Annotated in this window: 17 protein-coding genes; 13 read left to right on the top strand and 4 right to left on the bottom strand. The window is 57.8% G+C overall.

Annotated features, from left to right (window positions below; genetic code table 11):
* The 7 genes from sufD to QP941_RS02850 all read left to right on the top strand — a co-directional run bounded on the left by sufD (position 1) and on the right by QP941_RS02850 (position 7169).
* Positions 1-1155 carry a Fe-S cluster assembly protein SufD gene (gene sufD / locus QP941_RS02820; RefSeq protein WP_005328395.1) on the top strand — a complete coding sequence of 385 codons (1155 nt, stop codon included), beginning with the start codon at positions 1-3 and terminating at the stop codon, positions 1153-1155.
* A gap of 30 nt (positions 1156-1185) precedes the next feature.
* Positions 1186-1944 (top strand): Fe-S cluster assembly ATPase SufC, encoded by a 759-nt coding sequence (sufC, locus tag QP941_RS02825; RefSeq protein ID WP_284766507.1) that lies wholly within the window; start codon positions 1186-1188, stop codon positions 1942-1944.
* A gap of 45 nt (positions 1945-1989) precedes the next feature.
* Entirely contained in the window at positions 1990-3237 is a 1248-nt protein-coding gene (locus QP941_RS02830) for a cysteine desulfurase (protein ID WP_284867925.1), read from the top strand.
* On the top strand, positions 3234-3686 hold the full coding sequence (sufU, locus tag QP941_RS02835) for a Fe-S cluster assembly sulfur transfer protein SufU (protein ID WP_005324831.1): 453 nt from the start codon (positions 3234-3236) through the stop codon (positions 3684-3686). The genes QP941_RS02830 and sufU overlap by 4 nt, the downstream gene beginning before the upstream one ends.
* Positions 3687-4094: a metal-sulfur cluster assembly factor gene (locus tag QP941_RS02840; protein WP_239235298.1), complete on the top strand. Its 408-nt coding sequence runs from the start codon at positions 3687-3689 to the stop codon at positions 4092-4094. It begins immediately after the preceding gene.
* A gap of 114 nt (positions 4095-4208) precedes the next feature.
* On the top strand, positions 4209-5840 hold the full coding sequence (locus QP941_RS02845) for an ABC-F family ATP-binding cassette domain-containing protein (RefSeq protein WP_239277722.1): 1632 nt from the start codon (positions 4209-4211) through the stop codon (positions 5838-5840).
* 6 nt (positions 5841-5846) lie between these two features.
* Positions 5847-7169: a DUF2254 domain-containing protein gene (locus tag QP941_RS02850; protein ID WP_284867926.1), complete on the top strand. Its 1323-nt coding sequence runs from the start codon at positions 5847-5849 to the stop codon at positions 7167-7169.
* Between the two features lie 24 nt (positions 7170-7193).
* Here QP941_RS02850 and QP941_RS02855 read toward each other — a convergent pair whose 3' ends face one another.
* Both QP941_RS02855 and QP941_RS02860 read right to left on the bottom strand, forming a co-directional pair.
* The gene (locus QP941_RS02855; protein WP_284766504.1) at positions 7194-8558 is read right to left on the bottom strand and encodes a PFL family protein; all 1365 of its coding nucleotides are present in this window, start codon (positions 8556-8558) and stop codon (positions 7194-7196) included.
* 1 nt (position 8559) lies between these two features.
* On the bottom strand, positions 8560-8829 hold the full coding sequence (locus tag QP941_RS02860; RefSeq protein WP_179386521.1) for an ACT domain-containing protein: 270 nt from the start codon (positions 8827-8829) through the stop codon (positions 8560-8562).
* 104 nt (positions 8830-8933) lie between these two features.
* Between QP941_RS02860 and QP941_RS02865 the strand changes: the two genes are divergently transcribed.
* The 5 genes from QP941_RS02865 (at position 8934) to QP941_RS02885 (ending at position 13313) form a co-directional block, all read left to right on the top strand.
* Positions 8934-9608, top strand: a complete 675-nt coding sequence (locus tag QP941_RS02865; protein WP_284867927.1) for an NAD(P)H-binding protein — start codon at positions 8934-8936, stop codon at positions 9606-9608.
* Positions 9609-9629: 21 nt separating this feature from the next.
* Positions 9630-10601 (top strand): nucleoside hydrolase, encoded by a 972-nt coding sequence (locus QP941_RS02870; RefSeq protein ID WP_284867928.1) that lies wholly within the window; start codon positions 9630-9632, stop codon positions 10599-10601.
* A gap of 146 nt (positions 10602-10747) precedes the next feature.
* Complete coding sequence (locus tag QP941_RS02875; RefSeq protein WP_284766500.1) at positions 10748-11494, top strand: ECF transporter S component; 747 nt, start codon at positions 10748-10750, stop codon at positions 11492-11494.
* On the top strand, positions 11494-12186 hold the full coding sequence (locus QP941_RS02880) for an energy-coupling factor transporter transmembrane component T family protein (RefSeq protein WP_284867929.1): 693 nt from the start codon (positions 11494-11496) through the stop codon (positions 12184-12186). The genes QP941_RS02875 and QP941_RS02880 overlap by 1 nt, the downstream gene beginning before the upstream one ends.
* On the top strand, positions 12177-13313 hold the full coding sequence (locus QP941_RS02885) for an ATP-binding cassette domain-containing protein (protein ID WP_284867930.1): 1137 nt from the start codon (positions 12177-12179) through the stop codon (positions 13311-13313). Before QP941_RS02880 ends, QP941_RS02885 begins: the two co-directional genes overlap by 10 nt.
* 75 nt (positions 13314-13388) lie before the next feature.
* On the opposite strand, the gene QP941_RS02890 is transcribed toward QP941_RS02885, so the two are convergent.
* Both QP941_RS02890 and acnA read right to left on the bottom strand, forming a co-directional pair.
* Positions 13389-13964, bottom strand: a complete 576-nt coding sequence (locus tag QP941_RS02890) for a TetR/AcrR family transcriptional regulator (protein WP_284867931.1) — start codon at positions 13962-13964, stop codon at positions 13389-13391.
* A gap of 192 nt (positions 13965-14156) precedes the next feature.
* Positions 14157-16970 (bottom strand): aconitate hydratase AcnA, encoded by a 2814-nt coding sequence (acnA, locus tag QP941_RS02895; protein WP_284867932.1) that lies wholly within the window; start codon positions 16968-16970, stop codon positions 14157-14159.
* 328 nt (positions 16971-17298) lie between these two features.
* On the opposite strand from acnA, the gene QP941_RS02900 reads away from it, so the two are divergent.
* Positions 17299-17763 (top strand): Rv1476 family membrane protein, encoded by a 465-nt coding sequence (locus QP941_RS02900; protein ID WP_284867933.1) that lies wholly within the window; start codon positions 17299-17301, stop codon positions 17761-17763.
* Positions 17764-19382 lie beyond the last annotated feature (1619 nt).

Raw genomic sequence — 19382 nt, forward strand, 5'->3', positions numbered from 1 at the left:
ATGGTCGCTTCGAACGAATTCAACCCGGATAAGATCACCAAGGGTGATGTCTTTACCTCCACCAACGTGGAGGACTTCCCGGTGCCGCACGGCCGCGATGAGGTGTGGCGCTTTGTCTCCCTGCGCAAGCTCCGTGGACTGCACAATGGCGAGTTCGCTGAGGCAGTGGCACAGGACGTCACCGTGAGCGAACATCCAGGTGTAAGCTCCGAGACCGTCGCTCGCGATGACGAGCGCTTGGGCCGCGTTGGTACCCCGTCTGACCGCGTTGCGGCACAGGCGTGGACTTCTATGCCTGAAGGCCAGGTTGTCACCATTGACGCCGAGGCTCAGGTGGAAGAGCCCGTGGTCATTACCTACACCGGCAAGGGCGAGGGCGTAACTTCCTTTGGCGCTACCTCCATCGAGGTAGGCCACCACGCGGAAGCTACCGTCATCTTGAAGTACGTCGGCTCTGGCACCCACGCGGATAACGTCGAGTTTATCGTGGGCGATGGTGCTCACCTGACCGTCGTTGTTGACGTTGATTGGGAAGACGATGCCGTACACCTGTCTAACCACGTGGCACAGCTCGGCCGCGATTCCGTGCTGCGCCACAACTCCGCCATCTTTGGCGGCGAGGTGGTACGTATCGTGCCTCGCGTGAACTTCACCGAGCAGGGCGGCGACGCAGAGCTGCTGGGCGTCTACTTCGCTGACGAAGGCCAGTACTTTGAAAACCGCATGTTGGTAGATCACTCTGTCCCTAATTGCCGCTCCCACGTCCTGTACAAGGGCGCACTGCAGGGCACCAAGGACAATGAGGCCCGCACCTGCTGGGTGGGCGATGTCCTTATCCGCTCCAATGCACAGGGCACCGATACCTACGAAACCAACAACAACCTGATTCTGACTGAAGGCGCTCGCGCGGACGCAATCCCTAACTTGGAGATTGAGACCGGTGAAATTACCGGCGCAGGCCACGCGGCCACCGTTGGTCGCTTCGATGACATCGAGTTGTTCTACCTGATGTCTCGCGGCATTCCAGAGGCTGAAGCCCGCCGCCTCATCATCCGTGGCTTCTTCAATGAGGTCATCCACCGCATCCCGGTGCAGTCCCTGTCCGAGGAATTGGAAAACCGCATTTCCGAAGAACTGGAAAAGATCTCCGCCTAAAGCTTTCATAGAAGGAAAACCACACACATTATGTCTACTCTGGAAATTAAGAACCTCCACGCCCAGGTGCTGCCGACGGAAGAAGGCGGCGAGCCGAAGGAAATCCTCAAGGGCGTTAACCTGACCATCAACTCCGGCGAGATCCACGCCATCATGGGTCCGAATGGTTCAGGCAAGTCCACCTTGTCCTACACCATCGCCGGCCACCCAAAGTATGAGGTCACCGAGGGCGAGGTGCTTCTCGACGGCGAAAATCTGCTGGAGATGCCCGTCGATGAGCGCGCTCGCGCCGGCCTTTTCTTGGCGATGCAGTACCCAACTGAGGTACCGGGCGTAAAGGTCTCCCAGTTCATGCGCTCCGCAGTCACCTCCATTCGCGGCGAGGCACCGAAGCTGCGCGAATGGAACAAGGAGCTTACCCAGGCCCGCGAGAACCTGAAGATTGATAAGTCCTTCATCTCCCGCTCCGTCAACGAAGGCTTCTCCGGCGGCGAAAAGAAGCGCCACGAGGTTATGCAGCTGGATATCCTGAAGCCGAAGTTCGCAGTCATGGATGAGACTGACTCCGGCCTAGACGTTGACGCCCTGCGCATCGTGTCTGACGGCATCAATAGCTACCAGAAGGAAACCAATGGTGGCATCTTGATGATTACCCACTACAAGCGCATCCTGAACTATGTGAAGCCGGACTTCGTCCACGTCTTCGCTGACGGCCACGTCATCAAGACCGGTGGCGCTGAATTGGCAGACCAGCTCGAGTCTGACGGCTACGACCAGTTCCTCAAGTAAGGACCGACCCTCGGCCGGTCAACCGCGACTATCCAAAGAAGATTCATGTCTGGATTTGATGTAAACGCAATTAGGGAACAGTTCCCGATTCTCCAGCGCACAGTGCGTGGCGATAAGCCACTGGTGTACCTGGATTCGGGTGCTACCTCCCAGCGCCCGCTGCCGGTATGGAAGGCGGAAGAGGAGTTTGTGCTGCACACGAACGCCCCTGTACACCGCGGTTCCTATCAACTGGCAGAAGAGGCCGATGATGCCTACGAGTCCGCGCGTCAAGCTATCGCCGCATTTGTGGGCGCGGACCGCGACGAAATCGCCTTTACCAAAAACGCCACTGAGGCCCTGAACGAAGTTGCCTATGCGCTGAGCGACGAGCGCGCGGGGGACCTCTACGTGGGTGAGGGCGATACCGTTGTCATCACCGAATTGGAGCACCACGCCAATTTGGTGCCGTGGCAGGAGCTGTGCGCTCGCACCGGCGCTACGTTGAAGTGGTATTCCATGACCGAAGACGGCCGTATCGATCTCGATTCGCTCGAGCTCGATGATTCCGTCAAGGTAGTTGCGTTTACTCACCAATCCAATGTCACGGGTGCCGTGGCGGACGTGGATGAACTGGTGCGCCGCGCCCGCGCGGTGGACGCCATGGTTGTCCTTGACGCCTGCCAGTCGGTGCCACATATGGCGGTGGATTTCCACGACTTGGACGTGGATTTCGCAGCCTTCTCCGGCCATAAGATGTGTGGCCCCAGCGGCGTGGGCGTGCTGTACGGCAAGGATGACCTGCTCAAGAAGCTGCCGCCCTTCCTGACCGGTGGCTCCATGATTGAGATCGTCAAGATGGAAGAGACCACCTTTGCCGAGCCGCCGACGCGTTTTGAGGCGGGCACGCAGATGACCAGCCAGGTGGTTGGCCTTGGCGCAGCGGTGAAGTTCTTGGAAGAAGTGGGCATGGACAATATCCACGCGCACGAAAAGAAGCTCACCGAGCGCGCATTGCGCCAGCTCAAGGAAATCCCTGGTCTGCGCATCATCGGTCCAGAGACCACCGAAAATCGCGGTGGCGCCATTTCCTTCACTGTGGAGGGCGTTCACCCGCACGACTTGGGCCAGGTCCTCGATGACCACGGTGTGTCCATTCGCGTTGGCCACCACTGTGCGTGGCCACTGCACCGTGCCTGCGACGCACAGTCCACCGCCCGCGCTAGCTTCTACCTTTATAACACCGAGGAAGAAGTAGATAAGCTGGTGGACGCAATCAAGGCTGCCCGCGAATTCTTTGGAGTTGCCTCATGAACTTAGATTCCATGTACCAGGACGTCATCCTGGATCACTATAAGAACCCCCAACACGCCGGCCTGAGGGAGCCATATCAGGCCGAGGTTCACCACGTGAACCCGTCCTGCGGCGATGAGCTCACCCTGCGCGTGCGCCTTTCCGACGACGGTAAGACCGTCGAGGACGTCTCCTATGACGCGGAAGGTTGCTCCATTTCGCAAGCTTCTACCTCGGTTATGGCTGAAGAGATCGTTGGACTGCCGCTTGCGGAAGCCAATGAGAAGCTGGCCGAGTTCGAAAAGATGATTACCTCGCGTGGACAAGAAGAGGGCGATGAAGACCTCATCGGTGACGGTGTTGCCTTCGCCGGCGTGTCCCAGTACCCAGCGCGCGTCAAGTGTGCCCTCCTCGGATGGAAGGCCTTCCAGGCTGCATCCGCAGATGCACTAACTGAAGTGGAGAACTAGATGACCGAACCCGTAGATCCTTATCAGAACGAGAGCTCTTCATTCTCCGGCAGCGGCGAGCGCCCGGAGCAGACTGAAGAGCAGATCTCTAAGGCCTTTGATGTCACCGAATTCATGCGTGATGTCATTGACCCCGAGCTCGGCATTAACGTCGTTGACCTGGGCCTTGTCTATGATCTTTGGTTTGAAGAGGACAATGGCAAGGAGATCGTCATGATCAATATGACGCTGACCTCGCCGGCGTGCCCGCTGACCGATGTCATTGCAGAGCAGGTGGAAGACATCGTTAAGGCCAATAAGCTGGCCGATGCCGTCCGTATCAACTGGGTATGGATGCCGCCATGGGGTCCGCAGATGATTACTGAGGAGGGCCGCGAGCAGCTTCAGGCACTTGGCTTCGCGGTTTAAAATCGCGTATTAATCACACGCCCCCAACAGCGCATTTCTCGGATTCGGGAAGTGGCTGGTGGGGGCGTTAGTGCGTCTTAGCGTTGGCCGCGTCAATTGCTAGACTATTTCTTCGTGATTGTAACCAATGATTTCGAAGTCAGGGTAGGAGCGCGCACGCTTCTCGACGCCCCCGGGCAGCACCTGCGCGTGCAGCCTGGCGACCGAATCGGCCTCATCGGCCGCAACGGCGCGGGCAAGACGACGACCATGCGCATTTTGGCAGGGGAGACGGAGCCTTATGGTGGTTCTGTGACTCGCTCGGGTCCCATTGGTTATTTGCCCCAGGATTCCCGCGAGGGAAATATCGAGCAAACGGCGCGCGAGCGCGTTCTTTCCGCACGCGGTCTGGATGATCTTAAGCGCCGCATGGCCAAGCAACAAGAGCTCATGGAATCGGCCACAGACGATAAGTTCCGGGATAAGGCTATCCGTAAGTATTCCCGCTTAGAGGAGCAATTCGAGTCGCTCGGCGGCTATGAGGCTGATTCCGAGTGTGCGCAGATTTGCGACAATTTGGGCCTGCCACAGCGTGTCCTAGATCAGCAGCTCAAGACTCTCTCGGGTGGCCAGCGCCGCCGTGTGGAGCTGGCGCAGATCCTCTTTGCCGCTACCGAAGGCTCTGGCAAGTCCCAGACCACCCTGCTCCTGGATGAGCCGACTAACCACTTGGATGCGGACTCTATTACGTGGCTGCGCCAATTCCTGTCCAAGCATGAGGGCGGGCTCATTATGATTTCTCACGACGTTGAGCTGCTGGAGGCCGTGTGCAACAAGGTGTGGTTCCTTGACGCGGTCCGCGGCGAGGCCGATGTGTACAACATGGGCTATAAGAAGTACCTCGATGCCCGTGCTACCGATGAAGCGCGGCGCCGCCGAGAGCGCGCCAATGCGGAAAAGAAGGCGTCTGCACTGCAAAAGCAGGCAGCCAAGCTGGGCGCCAAAGCAACCAAGGCCGCTGCGGCAAAGCAGATGCTCCACCGTGCTGAACGCATGATGAGCGAGCTCGATGAAGTCCGCGTGGCCGATAAGGTGGCCAATATTAAGTTCCCCGAGCCGGCGCCGTGCGGCAAGACGCCAATGAATGCCAAGGGCCTGACCAAGATGTACGGCTCGCTGGAGGTTTTCGTGGGCGTAGACCTCGCTATCGACAAAGGTTCTAGGGTGGTTGTTCTCGGCTACAACGGTGCAGGTAAGACCACCCTGTTGAAATTGCTGGCCGGTGTGGAACGCACCGATGGTGAAGGTGGCATCGTCAGCGGCCACGGCCTGCGTATCGGCTACTTCGCGCAGGAGCATGACACCATCGACCCGGATAAGTCCGTGTGGCAAAACACCATCGATGCCTGCCCGGATGCGGATCAGCAGGAGTTGCGCAGCCTGCTTGGTGCCTTTATGTTTTCCGGCGAGAAGCTTGAGCAACCGGCGGGTACCCTCTCCGGCGGCGAGAAGACACGCCTTGCACTGGCCGCCTTGGTCTCCAGTCGCGCGAACGTCCTGCTGCTAGACGAGCCGACCAATAACCTGGATCCGATTTCGCGCGAGCAGGTGCTTGATGCACTGAAAACGTATACGGGCGCTGTGGTGCTGGTGACGCACGATCCGGGTGCGGTTAAGGCACTGGATCCGGAACGCGTGATCATCATGCCCGATGGTGATGAGGACCTGTGGTCCGATGACTATATGGAGATCGTGGAGCTAGCTTAGGGATTTATGAAAACGCTGCTGGAGAGGATGCCCGCCTGGCGGGAAAAGTTTTGGCTCATCCCCGCCGTGGCGGTGGCCCTCGCCGCAGTCGGTGCGGAATTGCTCATTGCGGTGGGTAGCAATTTTAATGTGTCGGCCACGCCCTTTTATGACGGCAGTGCCGATAGCGCGCAAGGGATTTTAAGCGCGGTAGCAACCTCGTCATTATCCTTGGCCGGCACCGTCTTTTTCATCACGCTGACCGCGCTATCCGGTGTCGTCACGGTGATGGGCCCGCGGTTGCTGCATGAGTTTTTAAAGGATCGCTCCATTCAATCCACGTTGGCGATCTACCTGGCAACCTTTATTTTTGCGCTCTTGTCCCTGCGCGCGGTCCGTACCGGCGGCGGTGGGGAAGAAGAATATGTTCCTTCCCTCAATGTAGCCGTAACGGTGCTGCTGGCCATCGCCTGCGTTGTCTTCCTCATCTACTTCATCGTGCATATTGCGCAATCCATCAGCATGTCCCACGTGGTGCACGTGGTTGCCCAAGACGTAGAAGAGCACATGCGCCGGCTCATCCGCCGCGGTGAGGAGGAGGAGAAAGTAAAAGCGCCGGGGCCAGAGTTCTACACGAACGCGGAAAAGCGCCGCAGTAGTGAGACTGGCTATCTCAAATTCGTGGATTATGACGCCATCGCGCAGGCTGCGGCGCGGGAGAATTGCGCGGTGCACCTCGGCGTGGCACCGGGAGACCTCGTATTGGAAGGCGAGGTCATTGCCCACGGCGTGCCACGTTTGCCGGAAGATATAGAACGTCATATCGTGCTTACGCAGCACCGCGAAAACGCCTCCGCCCACGATCCACGCTTTACCGCCCGTCACCTTGCTGAGATTGCCGCCCGCGCTTTGAGCACCGGCGTTAATGACCCATTTACGGTAATTGACATCATTGACCGCTTTACCCAGATTCTTACGGTGATTGGGGATAAGCGGCTTCCGCAGGGCATTGTGCATGTGGGCGGCGAGTTTCGGCTGGATTATCAGACCTTTAGCTATGCCGAAATCGTCGATGCGATGTTTGCACAGATTCGGCGCGATGCGGCCGATAATGCGGAGATTTACCTCAGCATGCTGGATAACCTCGCTAAGGTCGTTGCCCTTCTTCGCACGGCGGAACGCCGGCGCGTGCTTGACGACGCCGCCCAGGCCATCTACTCCGATGCTCGCCGCCAAGTAGGCGGCGAGGTGGAGCTGAAACAGTTGGAGGCTTCCTACCAGCACTTCCAGGCCAACCTAGCTGCGTGGGCGGAATCCGATAAGCCGGGCGAGGAGCACGCCGCGGACTAGACCGCGGCGCGGTTCTCGCTGGCGCTAGTTGCGGAATCCATGCACCGGGGCCGGAATGAAGCCGCCGCGGTTAATGAACTGCGCATTGCCCACTTGATTGACCGGGATGACGGGGGCGTAGCCGAGAAGCCCACCAAAGCTGACCTCGTCGCCTACCTGGGCGCCAGGTACCGGAATGACGCGCACCGCGGTGGTTTTATGGTTCATCACGCCAATGGCGGCCTCATCGGCGATCATGCCCGAGATCGTCGCGGCCGAGGTATCGCCCGGCAAGGCAATCATGTCGAAGCCAACCGAGCAAATAGCGGTCATGGCCTCCAGCTTGTCCATGGAAATGGAGCCGGACTTGACCGCGTCGATCATGCCTTTGTCTTCGGAAACTGGGATGAAGGAACCAGACAACCCGCCCACGCGGGAACAAGCCATCATGCCGCCCTTCTTAACGGCGTCGTTAAGCAGAGCCAAGGCTGCAGTAGTGCCGTGGGTACCCACCTGGTCTAAGCCCATGTGCTCCAAGATGTGCGCAACCGAATCGCCCAACTCGGCGGTCGGGGCAAGCGAAAGGTCGATGATGCCGAAAGGAACGCCCAGGCGCTCCGAGGCCATGGTGCCCACCAGCTGCCCGGCGCGTGTGATCTTGAAAGCAGCCTTCTTCACCTCTTCTGCAACCTGGTCTAAGCTGGCCCCCTCGAGCGAGCCCAAGGCACGGTCGACCACACCCGGGCCAGAAACGCCCACGGAGACCACACAATCGGGTTCCTCAATGCCGTGGAAGGCGCCGGCCATAAAAGGATTATCTCCCACGGAGTTAGCAAAGACCACCAGCTTGGCGCATGCTATGGCGGAATCATCCTTAGTGAGCTCGGCCGCTTCCTTGATGACCTCGCCCATTTTCTTCGCCGCATCCATGTTGATGCCGGCGCGGGAGCTGGCGATGTTTACGGAGGAACACACAACGTCCGTTGTAGCCAGCGCTTCCGGAATGGAGCTGATGAGTTTTTGCTCCGCGGTCGTGGCGCCCTTTTCTACTAGGGCGGAATAGCCGCCCACGAAGTTGACGCCAACCTCCTTGGCTGCCTTATCCAGCGCCTTCGCTGCATCAACGGGGTTTCCCTCTACGCCGGCCACCACCAACGAGATGGGGGTTACGGAGATGCGCTTATTGACGATGGGGATACCGAGCTCGCCCTCGATGCCTTCGCACACCTCGACGAGGCGCCCTGCCTGCTGGGTGACGCGGTCATAGATGGCCTGGCAGGTAGCCTCCATGGTGGAGCGGGTGCATCCGAGGAGGGAGATGCCCATGGTCACGGTGCGGATATCGAGACGATAGTTCTCAATCATCTCGATGGTGTCCAAGATATTGGTGGTATTAAAACGCGTACTCATTCTAAATCTCGTTCATGGCGGTGAAGAGGTCTTCGGACTGAATGCGGATGGACTGGTGCTTTTCCTCCGCCACGGGGCGCATGCGCTCCTTGATGGTCTGGATGGAGACCTTGTCCGCATCGAATTCGACGCGCAGGATCATGGTGAAGTATCCGCCCATGAGCGTCTGGGAGACGTCGATGACGTTGATATCGAGTTCTGCAAGGGTAGTGGTCACCGCGGCGATGATGCCGGTGCTATCGGCGCCGGTGACGGTCATAATGGCATACATGCAGACAAGTCTATCTGCTTGCCGGGCACGCCGCGGTGGTTTGTGCGTGCCAGATAGGTGAGGGCGTCTGCACGCCGGCCGCGCCGTTGTTACGGTGGGGAGGCATGACTGATAAGAAGAAGATTCTGTACATCGGTGGACACGGCAAGGTCGGACTGCTGACCGCCCCTAAGCTGGTTGACGCCGGCCACGAGGTCGACTCCCTCATCCGCAATCCAGAGCAGAAGGCCGAGATTGAAAAGCTCGGCGCGACCCCGGTTATGGCGGATATTACTGAACAAACCGTGGATCAGTGGGCAGATCTTTTCGCCGCTTATGACGCTGTAGTCTGGGGCGCCGGCAATGGCGGCCGAGGTGGGGCAGACCTCACCTGGGCCGTTGACCGCGATGGTGCCCTCGCTACCCTCGACGCGATGGATAAGTTGCAGCAGGAGGGCAAGAATGTGCCTGCCTATGTGATGATCTCCTATGTCGGCTCCCAGGTAGCCACCACGGATCCTGCCGATGAGAAGTGGTATGCCTACGTGGAGTCTAAGAAGGAAGTAGACAACCGCCTTGTACAGGCAAGCTACCCGCACCTCATCCTCAAGCCAGCGATGCTGACCGAGGAACCAGCCAAGGGCATTGAGCAGATTGAGGATAAGAAGCTGAAGGAGTCTCTGACTTCTTCCCGCGAGCTGGTTGCGGACGTCATCGTCGAGGCCCTTGGCCGCGACAACCTGCCGGATTCCCCGCTTGCCTTCGTTGATGGCGACAATCCGGTGAGCTCTATCAAGTAAGTCGCTAGACTGGCTGGCATTATGACTACTAAGCCACCAGCTGTACTCATTGATTGCGATCCCGGCATCGATGATTGCCTCGCCCTCATGTACTTGGCGGGTCTGCATCATGCCGGTGAGATTGAGCTGGTGGGGGTTACCACCACGGCAGGCAACGTCGAGGCTCACCAGACCGCGGCTAATGCCCGCTGGATTCTGGACCTGTGCTCGCTTGCCGACGTCCCCGTAGCCCCCGGCCTACCCCAACCCCTCAAGGTAGATCTCACCACCACCCCTGAGACCCATGGCCCAACGGGGCTGGGCTACGCACATGCCCCCGCTGCCACCGCCAGGCTGCAACAGCGCGATTGGCAGCAGGTATGGGAAGAAGCATTAGCCACCCACGACGATCTGCAGCTGATCGTTTCCGGGCCGGTCACTAACCTTGCTGCATTCGAAGCAACCCATAGCGAAGCTGCCGCGCGCTTCGGCGCCATCACCATCATGGGCGGCGCGGTCAATTACCGCGGAAACACCACGCCAACTGCCGAGTGGAACTTTTGGGTGGATCCACACGCCGCCGCCCAACATTTTCATTCAACCGCCCCTCGCGTTCTCACCACGCTGTGTTCCCTCGAAGTAACGGAACAGTTTCTCATCACCCCGCAGCGCCTAGACGATGTCCTGGAATTGTTGGGGGAGCACCCCACGGCACAAATCCTGCCGGACGTGCTGCGTTTTTATTTTGAATTCCACCAGGCACAAGGGGAGGGATATCAAGCTCAAATCCACGACCTCTTGACCTGCATGATTGCCCTGGGGCGCATCCCTTATGAAGCGACAGAAACCACCGTGGACGTCGAGGCGGAATCGCCACTGCTGCGTGGCACGAGCGTTGCGGATTTGCGCAACCATTGGGGCCGCGCCCACAACGCGCGTTTGGTAACAAGCGCAGATATAGAGGCCGCACACCACGAATGCGAGCGGGGATTGACGCTATTGGCTTCGCATTAGTGGCTTTTAACACGCAGAGCCTCTACTATTATCCGCGGCGCACGTGCCGTGCGAGCTCGCTTTCCGAGGTGACATAGGAAAGCAGCACCATCCGCGGTCGTCGCTTATCTTGCCCATTTTTCGGTATATGGATTTGGACTTTTACTGTGTCACAGCTTTCTCTCACCCCCGCCCGCAAGGCGATAGTCATCGCGGGTGCGCTCATCGTCGCCGCGACCTGGATTTATCTGGTTCTTCTGCGTCCTACTGATTGGGAATCTGTCGCCGGCTCGACAGAGGCGCTCATTACGCTCGCCGGCTATCTCGTCGGCGCCGGGCTCCTTCTCACCGGCACCGTTCCGGCGCTACCGGCGCGAACCATCGCCATTATCCCGGTGGCGCTAGTGCTCAATATTGTTGTTGGCGAAATCATCGGTTCTATCGGCGTTCCGCTGTATATCGATTCCGTGGGAACAATCCTGGTAGCCGCGCTCGCGGGACCCATCGCCGGATTGGCTACTGGTACGTTGTCCTCCGTCGTATGGGGACTGTTGAACCCTGCCGCTCTGCCCTTCGCCGCCGTGTCTGCCGCCACGGGGTTCCTCTCCGGACTGGTGATCAAGAAGGGCGCTTTTACCAAGGTCTGGTGGGTCATTCTCAGCGGCGCCATCATCGGCATCATTTCCGGCATGCTCGCCGCACCAGTGGCTGCCTTTGTTTATGGCGGTACCGCAGGTCTTGGTACGGGCGCAGTTGTTTCGCTCTTCCGAGAACTGGGCAATTCCCTCATCGCCTCGGTTACGCTGCAGTCCTTTATTTCGGATCCCCTGGATAAGGCACTGGTCTTCCTCATTGTCTGGGCAGCGGTCAAGGCATTGCCGCAGCGCACCCGAGAATCTCTCCAGCCACGTTAATGCAGGGCCTTCATCCCGCCACCGTTGTCACCATCGCGGCCTGCGGCTGGATCCTTACTTTGGCGCTGAATAACCCGGTGGCGTCGGCAAGCGTAGTGCTTCTCGCCCTAGCCTGCGGTACTGCCGCTACCCGCAACGCCTCCGTGATTTTGACAACTATGGCGCTAAGCGCCCCAGCGGCTCTTTCCATGCTGGTCATTCACGCCCCCTACGGTGATGACCCAGTGCTGCCACTGGTAACAAGCGACGGCCTGGTGCTCGCCGCCACCCTCAGCCTGCGGTTCTGCGCCCTCATGGCCTGCTTTATCGCGGCCATGGCAGTGCTGCGCATTGCTGATATCGCCAAGTGGCTGCAAGTTTCGCGCGCTGGCCACAAGGTCGCGTATATCGTCGGAGCCTCCCTACAAACCCTGCCCCAAGGTGCGCACGCATGGCGTTGCGTCCGTGAAGCCAACCAGCTCGCCGGCATCACCGTGACCTGGCGCAATACCATCTCGCGCGTCATTATTCCCGTTATCGCTCGCCTCCTTACCCAAGGAACCCAACGTGGCCAGGCCCTAGCTGCCGTCGGATTCGACCAAGAAGGGCAACGCACAATATTGCGTCCTGTTGCCGATTCCATAGTCTCTCGCGTCGTACGCCTAGTCATTCCGCTAGTTAGCTTTGCGGTGGTGATTGCAACATGGATCTAGCCCGCATTAAGCCCACCCCAGGGGCCATTTATCAAGTACTCGTCGAACCTGACACAGCCGTCGAAGACGTTGCCGTGCACCTAGCCGAGCAGCTATCTACCGAAGCCATTATCGGCACGGATGCCTCAGCACAGATTAGCTTCCTGCGGGAAACCTGCATCGAAGAAGTAGTTTTAGGCCTCGAAAATGCCGGCGTGCCTGCCCCTGAAATGCAGCGGCGCGGGGAGCGAATGCTTCGCGCTGTGGGCCTGTCTGACTACTGCGAACATGATCCAACACAGCTATCCGGTGGCCAAACACGCAGGCTTGCTGCTGCCAGTGTCGCCATTCGCGAGCCAAAGGTCATGATTGTGTGCGAGCCTGCAGCCGGGCTAGACGCAAACTCGCGCACGCAAGTGGTTCGGCTCTTGCAGGCAATGCCGGAAACCTGCGTCATTTCTATTTCTAGTGCTTCCTGGCCAGAATTGGGTGGGCACATCATTGGAACAGACCCACTCGTAGCGGCCGTCGACTTACCACAGGTTCCTGCAAGCCCCCGGACGGGGAGTATCGGTCCGCTAACGGCATCTAGGGGTGCAGCAAAGAAGAGATGGTGGCACTTTTCTCAGCCCCGTGGCACTTCCTTCAACGTCGGACCGGTAGAAATCCCTATCGCGAAATGCGCGGTTACGTGGCTGCGAGGCGATAATGGCAGTGGCAAGACCACGCTCCTGCGGGCTGCTGCTGGGCTCGATGGCGCCGGATTAGTCCCGAATCCACCCGCTCTTGCTCTGCAATCGCCGTTTGATCAGGCGGTGTTTCCAACGGTGGAGGAGTTCGTCCCCAATGACACCTTGCGCAACCTGTTGGGACTTAATCCTGCAGATCATCCTCTCGATTTATCATCGTCTCGTCTGAGACTTGCGCAAATTGCCCACGTGATCGGGCAGCACCGACAGGTGGTCCTGCTCGACGAACCAGACACCTTGCTTTCCGCTGCCGACCGCTGGCTCATGCACCAACTCATCCACTACGCACTGCAGTCCGGCAGTTCCCTCGTGGTTACCTGCCACGATCCTACCTTTGTGGCTGAAATAGAAACCTATGCCGAAGTAATGGAAAAGACACTGCCGGCGCAGCAGCTATAAGCACATACAAAATTGCTCCCGGCTACTTCTAACATCAGTTAAGACGCTGCCGGGAGCAAAAGTAGTTGTATGGGGCTACTGTGGGCTCGCCTGAGCACCGCGGATGGATTGCTCTACTAGGTCAAGAACATTTTCCAGCTCCGCGGTATCGCCCAAGGCAAGTCGATTAATGAATCCATCCATAAATACCTCAAGATAGATGGCTAAGGTATCGATTCCTACATCATCTCGTAGGCGACCCTTATCCGCATTAGATGCCAATCGTGTGCGAACGGCTTCATCACGAACCGATTGATTTTCTTTCCACCGAGCGGCGAACGAGGGGTCAGTGCGTAGCAGGGAGGTGATTTCCAAGCGAGTGGCGAGCCAATCGTGGCGCTCAGGATGCTGGAGCATTTCCCGCATGACTTCCACCAAGCCATTTTGAGCCACGACTTCGGCCTGACGAGCGGCATCTTCTTGCGCCAAGGCAAGGAATAGTGACTCTTTGTCACCGAAGTGGTGAAAAATTGCGCCACGTGACTTACCCGTAGCTTGTTCGAGTAGCCGTACAGTCGCTCCCTCGTACCCGTGCTCTGCGAAGCAGCGGCGGGCACCTACGAGAATGTCGTGCCGGCGGCGGCTAAGTTCAGATTCGCTCACGATGGGCATAGTAGGGAACTCTCCTTAATGGGGGATGTCTAAAGAAATTTTAATCAGTAATTTTAAATAAGAAATAAAATCGACGTGACGAAACGCGGGGCTGCATTGCCCTTCCTGGGGAGGGCGGTGCAACCCCGCGTTGTCGACAGAACTTAGTTCTTTAGCTCCCCTCGGGTGGGCTAAAGGACTGCGCGAAGACGCTTAGTTCTTGACCATCTGACGCAGAACGTACTGCAAGATGCCGCCATGGCGGAAGTAGTCAGCCTCACCCGGGGTGTCGATGCGAACGTCAGCATCGAACTCCACGGCCTCGCCGGATTCCTTGGTAGCGGTTACGTGGACGGTCTTCGGGATGGAGCCATCGTTGAAGGCGGAGATGCCCTCGATGTCGAAGGTCTCCGTACCATCCAGGCCCAAGGACTCGTGGGACTCGCCCTGCGGGAACTGCAGTGGGATAACGCCCATGCCAATCAGGTTGGAACGGTGGATACGCTCGAAGGACTCAGTGATAACAGCCTTCACACCAAGCAGGTTGGTGCCCTTAGCGGCCCAGTCACGGGAAGAACCAGTGCCGTACTCCTTACCAGCAATGACAACGAGCGGAATGCCGGCTTCCTTATAGTTCTGGCAAGCATCGAAGATGAAGGCCTGCGGGCCGCCTTCCTGGGTGAAGTCACGGGTGTAGCCACCGGTGACGTCGACCAGCTGGTTAGCCAGGCGAATATTCGCGAAGGTACCGCGCATCATAACCTCGTGGTTACCGCGACGAGAGCCCAGGGAATTGTAGTCCTGGCGGGCAACGCCGTTTTCATCGAGGTACTGCGCAGCCGGGGTACCCGGCTTAATAGCGGAAGCAGGGGAGATGTGGTCAGTGGTGACGGAATCGCCCAGCTTTGCCAGCACGCGTGCGCCCTTGATGTCCTCAACCGGGTTCGGCTCGGTTGGCATGCCATCGAAGTAAGGAGCCTTGCGGATGTAGGTGGAATCCTCATCCCACTTGAAGGTCTCGCCCTCCGGCACGTCCAGGTTGCGCCAAGCATCGTCGCCCTTGAAGACGTCGGCGTAGTCGGCCTCGTACATCTCGCGGGAAATAGCGGACTGGATGGTGTCCTCAATCTCCTGCGGGGATGGCCAAATGTCCTTCAGGAAGACATCGTTGCCTTCCTTATCCTGGCCCAGCGGCTGTGCATCAAAGTCAAAGTCCATGGTGCCGGCAATAGCGTAGGCGATGACCATGATTGGAGAAGCCAAGTAGTTCATCTTGACATCCGGGGAGATACGGCCCTCGAAGTTGCGGTTACCGGAAAGTACCGCGGTGGCAGCGAGGTCGTTCTCGTTGATAGCTGCAGAAACCTCGTCCGGCAGTGGGCCGGAGTTACCAATACAGGTGGTGCAGCCGAAGCCGGAGAGGTAGAAGCCCATGGCTTCGAGGTCCTTCCACAGGTCTGCACGCTGGAAGTAGCCATCAACAACCTGGGAGCCAGGAGCGCAGATGGTCTTAACCCATGGCTTGGACTGCAGGCCCTTTTCTGCTGCCTTACGGGCGATAAGGCCTGCGCCCACCATGACGGATGGGTTAGAGGTGTTGGTACAGGAAGTGATGGAGGCAATGGCAACCATGCCGTGGTCCAAGGTGAACTCGCCACCGTTTTGGGACTCAACGGTAATTGGGTTGGAGTGACGGCCCTTCGCGCCAGTAGCCGAGGACTCGCCGTGACCCTCACGAGCCTTGTTCAAGCCGCCGGTGACGTCCTCCATAGCTGGGGCGCCGCCTTCTGCGGACATGCGCTTTGCCTCGACAGAGGATTCGTCAACGCAAACCTCGTCGGTGGTGTAGTTAGCCAGATCCTTACGGAACTGCTCCTTGGCCTCGGTCAGCAGGATGCGGTCCTGCGGGCGCTTCGGACCGGCGATGGAAGGAACAACGGTGGACAGGTCCAGCTCGAGGTATTCGGAGTACTTTGCTTCTGGAGCGTCCTCCTCCAGCCACATTCCCTGTGCCTTGGCGTAGGCTTCGACGCGGTCGATCTGCTCCTGCGGGCGGCCGGTGAGCTCGAGGTACTTGGTGGTCTCCTCGTCAATCGGGAAGATTGCAGCGGTAGAACCGAACTCAGGGGACATGTTGCCGATGGTGGCGCGGTTTGCCAGCGGGACAGACTTAACACCGTTGCCATAGAACTCAACGAACTTCTGAACAACGCCGTGCTCGCGCAGCATCTCGGTGATGGTGAGAACGACGTCGGTTGCAGTAACGCCGGTAGGAATCTCACCGGTCAGCTTGAAGCCGACGACCTTCGGGATGAGCATGGACACCGGCTGGCCGAGCATGGCAGCCTCTGCCTCGATGCCGCCGACGCCCCAGCCCAGAATGCCCAGGCCGTTTTCCATGGTGGTGTGGGAGTCAGTACCGATACAGGTATCCGGGTAAGCAAGGCCCTCGTTGTCGAATACAACGCGGGACAGGTACTCGATGTTTACCTGGTGGACGATGCCGGTTCCCGGAGGGACAACGCGGAAGTTGGAGAAGTTCTCGGCACCCCAGCGGAGGAACTGATAGCGCTCTTCGTTGCGCTGGTACTCAATTTCAACGTTCTTTTCCAGCGCATCGGTAGAGCCGAAAGCCTCAACGATGACGGAGTGGTCAATGACCATTTCGGCCGGGTTGAGAGGGTTGACCTGATCCGGAGTGCCACCCAGTGCGGAGACGGCCTCACGCATGGTAGCGAGGTCAACAACGCAAGGAACGCCAGTAAAGTCCTGCATGAGGACGCGTGCCGGGGTGAACTGGATTTCGGTGTCCGGTTCTGCTTCCGGATCCCAGTTTGCCAGGGCGTTAATGTGATCCTTGGTTACGTTCTTGCCGTCCTCGTTACGCAGCAGGTTTTCTGCCAGCACCTTGAGGGAGTAGGGCAACTTCTCCAAGCCGGAGACGGTGTTGATGTCAAAGTAGTCATAAGACTTGCCGTTGACGTCAAGGGTCTTCTTGGCCTCGAAGGAGTTCAAGCTTTCAGTCACAGGGAGCTCCATTCCTTGTTAATAAACAGTGTGTTCTGTTTGGTACTCGCCGCCTGTCGTCACAGCGGGGCAGTGCTCAGCGTCAACGGTCACGAGTGTGACTCGACGCGACCATGGGGCCCGCTGTGTTGAAGGCGACAAAGAACGCGATGGTTCACCTAGATATTGTAGAGGCTAAAACCTTCGGTCGCTGCCATTGTAACAGTACAAGCGTTCTGTTTTCACCTTTTCAAGAAAATCGGCGAGTTGAGGAAATGGGTTGCTGTGATCTGTCCGTATCTTTGGGGAGAAGAAGTTTAGGAGCCCTATATATAAGGAAGAGATACGCATGGTTCCTGCGGGCGTAGATGTAGCTGATTTGGCAAGCCAGCTGAAAGAGGACGGCGTGGCCTATACGTCCCCAGCGCTCGGCCAAGATGCACAGCTCAACGCGGAGGTAGCTCAAGGCTTGCGAGACGGTGACGGGGTGGCCGTGGTTGATGTGATGGCTGATCGGTCACCTGATGTCCGTGACATCGCCCAAGAGCTCCAAGATGCGACAGGTTTGAATACTGTCATCGTACAAACCCCTCGCCATGTTTCTTCCGTTAGTGACATTTATAGCCGTGCTGACATTGAGTCGGTGCAGGCTCAGATCCCGCCTGGGATTGAACAAGTAGACCTTCTGTCTGAGTACTACAAGGGACTAGACCAAATCAGCTTCCCTGTGGGCGCAGTAGTGGGGGCGATTGCCGTAATCGCCATAATTGTTTTGGTCAGCTCTTTTCTGGCGGCCAGGCGGCGCGGGGTCTAGAGGATGAAAAGACTCTATGTAAATCCCGATTGGGTCGGTCAGGCAAATAGGGTAGCGCGAGCACTGCGGAACTTCACTTTCCAAGACTCGACAAACACTCCCTGAAAGTTAAGTTTGTTCGAAAAAGTATCGCTTTAAAGAGCGAAACTTTTGCGAGTTTCCGATGTGTGAAAAATTCGAGCAACTGGCCCGAAGGTGGGTACCGAAGAACTCCGGGTGAATGTGAATGGCGCGGTTTCGTTCACTCACGGCGTGTCGAGAAGACCGGTTGTGGATCGGGGAGGCAGAAGTTCGGCCTGGGCTCAGCTTGAACCGGGTACCTAATTGGGGATCGTGAATGGGGCGGGGGAGTGGCCAAAGTAAACCCTTAGGGGTTGACGCCCGGTGGGGGAGTGGCTCTGTTGTCCGAGTTGTGGTCGAGCTGGGGCCGGTAGAGCGTATGGAACTCTGGCTAGCGAGTGATTAAAGTCACAATAACGGGATGGTAACAAAATCATTGCAGGTTAGGTGCACATGTTGAGTCATGTTAATTAACTTGACTCACGTGAATTGCGGGAAAATTGTGCGAAACGGGCGTGTCGTGACGTAAGGTTCGGTTGTCGACTCAGGAGACATTTCTTGCTTCCTGGGTTCATGGGCTTAGCCTTGACTGTCACGAGAGGACTCGCACGGGTATGTGGGGAAGCACGCCTCGAGCGAAGGTTAGAACGTCGAGTGGCCGTTCTTGGAAGTCAATGAACCGGGACCAATCGAAAGTGATTGGGGACGCAGGCAAAGAACTTGAGCGATTGCAATGTTCGAAAAAATTACACATCAACCCACCTTCCGTTTATGAGGTGAGACGCGTTCATTAGAACTCCACCGTGTGGAAATTTTGGTGCGAACCTTTATATGGCTAAGGCTGAAAGCCTGTTGGCACAGAAGGTGCGCACGAAGGGGTCCATAGGGATAGAGTCCGGGAACGCCGAATCACTCCACAAGGGTCAGCCTCGTGCGGCCTGTTCATGGTTTGTGGCTGCTTGCCCTCGACGGCTCGGTAGTACTAAAAGGCTAGACCTTTTGGATTCCGGTCGACGCCGCGGCGAGGTCTGCCAGAACCCGTAGAGCAGTTCTCACGGTGCTCAGTGCAACGAAGACGTGATCGGGGCATACGGAATCGCGGGTTGTTAGACGCATCCTGGAGCGTATGTCGCGCGCAGCGCAAGAATAGAAGTGGATTTCGCAGTCGTGGGAATTTGTTTGAACAGAGAATAGTTGTAGACCATTTGTGGCCGACTTGTCGGACTCACGCAAGTAGACCTTTAGGCTCTCTTGCCAGAGTGCAAGTTGTCTGTATATCGCTGTTGTGGGGAAACAGTAGCGGTTTGAGTCGTCCAGTAACGGCGCAGCAATCGTCTTTAACTCTCTCTAGTTCCAACATGAAAACCCTAAGTCTGCTGAGGGTCCACCGAAAGAGCACACCCGGAGTGAAGTCTCAGCCAATGTAGGCAGTCCATCAACAATTACCGCTCTAGTGTCTGCGGGCACCAGGGGTTCGCTTCGCGTATCTATTGATATCTACTCGAGGCGATTCTCTAGGCTGCTCAAGTAGGCATGCGATAACGTCTGTGTTTGTGCGA

It is taken from the genome of Corynebacterium sp. MSK150 (assembly GCF_030229215.1).
Taxonomy (GTDB): domain Bacteria; phylum Actinomycetota; class Actinomycetes; order Mycobacteriales; family Mycobacteriaceae; genus Corynebacterium.

What these genes read in the sequence shown, in the direction of transcription:
- sufD (WP_005328395.1), top strand. Translation starts at nt 1, where the DNA reads ATGGTCGCTTCGAACGAATTCAACCCGGATAAGATCACCAAGGGTGAT.
- sufC (WP_284766507.1), top strand. Translation starts at nt 1,186, where the DNA reads ATGTCTACTCTGGAAATTAAGAACCTCCACGCCCAGGTGCTGCCGACG.
- QP941_RS02830 (WP_284867925.1), top strand. Translation starts at nt 1,990, where the DNA reads ATGTCTGGATTTGATGTAAACGCAATTAGGGAACAGTTCCCGATTCTC.
- sufU (WP_005324831.1), top strand. Translation starts at nt 3,234, where the DNA reads ATGAACTTAGATTCCATGTACCAGGACGTCATCCTGGATCACTATAAG.
- QP941_RS02840 (WP_239235298.1), top strand. Translation starts at nt 3,687, where the DNA reads ATGACCGAACCCGTAGATCCTTATCAGAACGAGAGCTCTTCATTCTCC.
- QP941_RS02850 (WP_284867926.1), top strand. Translation starts at nt 5,847, where the DNA reads ATGAAAACGCTGCTGGAGAGGATGCCCGCCTGGCGGGAAAAGTTTTGG.
- QP941_RS02855 (WP_284766504.1), bottom strand. Translation starts at nt 8,558, where the DNA reads ATGAGTACGCGTTTTAATACCACCAATATCTTGGACACCATCGAGATG.
- QP941_RS02860 (WP_179386521.1), bottom strand. Translation starts at nt 8,829, where the DNA reads ATGTATGCCATTATGACCGTCACCGGCGCCGATAGCACCGGCATCATC.
- QP941_RS02865 (WP_284867927.1), top strand. Translation starts at nt 8,934, where the DNA reads ATGACTGATAAGAAGAAGATTCTGTACATCGGTGGACACGGCAAGGTC.
- QP941_RS02870 (WP_284867928.1), top strand. Translation starts at nt 9,630, where the DNA reads ATGACTACTAAGCCACCAGCTGTACTCATTGATTGCGATCCCGGCATC.
- QP941_RS02880 (WP_284867929.1), top strand. Translation starts at nt 11,494, where the DNA reads ATGCAGGGCCTTCATCCCGCCACCGTTGTCACCATCGCGGCCTGCGGC.
- QP941_RS02885 (WP_284867930.1), top strand. Translation starts at nt 12,177, where the DNA reads ATGGATCTAGCCCGCATTAAGCCCACCCCAGGGGCCATTTATCAAGTA.
- QP941_RS02890 (WP_284867931.1), bottom strand. Translation starts at nt 13,964, where the DNA reads ATGCCCATCGTGAGCGAATCTGAACTTAGCCGCCGCCGGCACGACATT.
- QP941_RS02900 (WP_284867933.1), top strand. Translation starts at nt 17,299, where the DNA reads ATGGTTCCTGCGGGCGTAGATGTAGCTGATTTGGCAAGCCAGCTGAAA.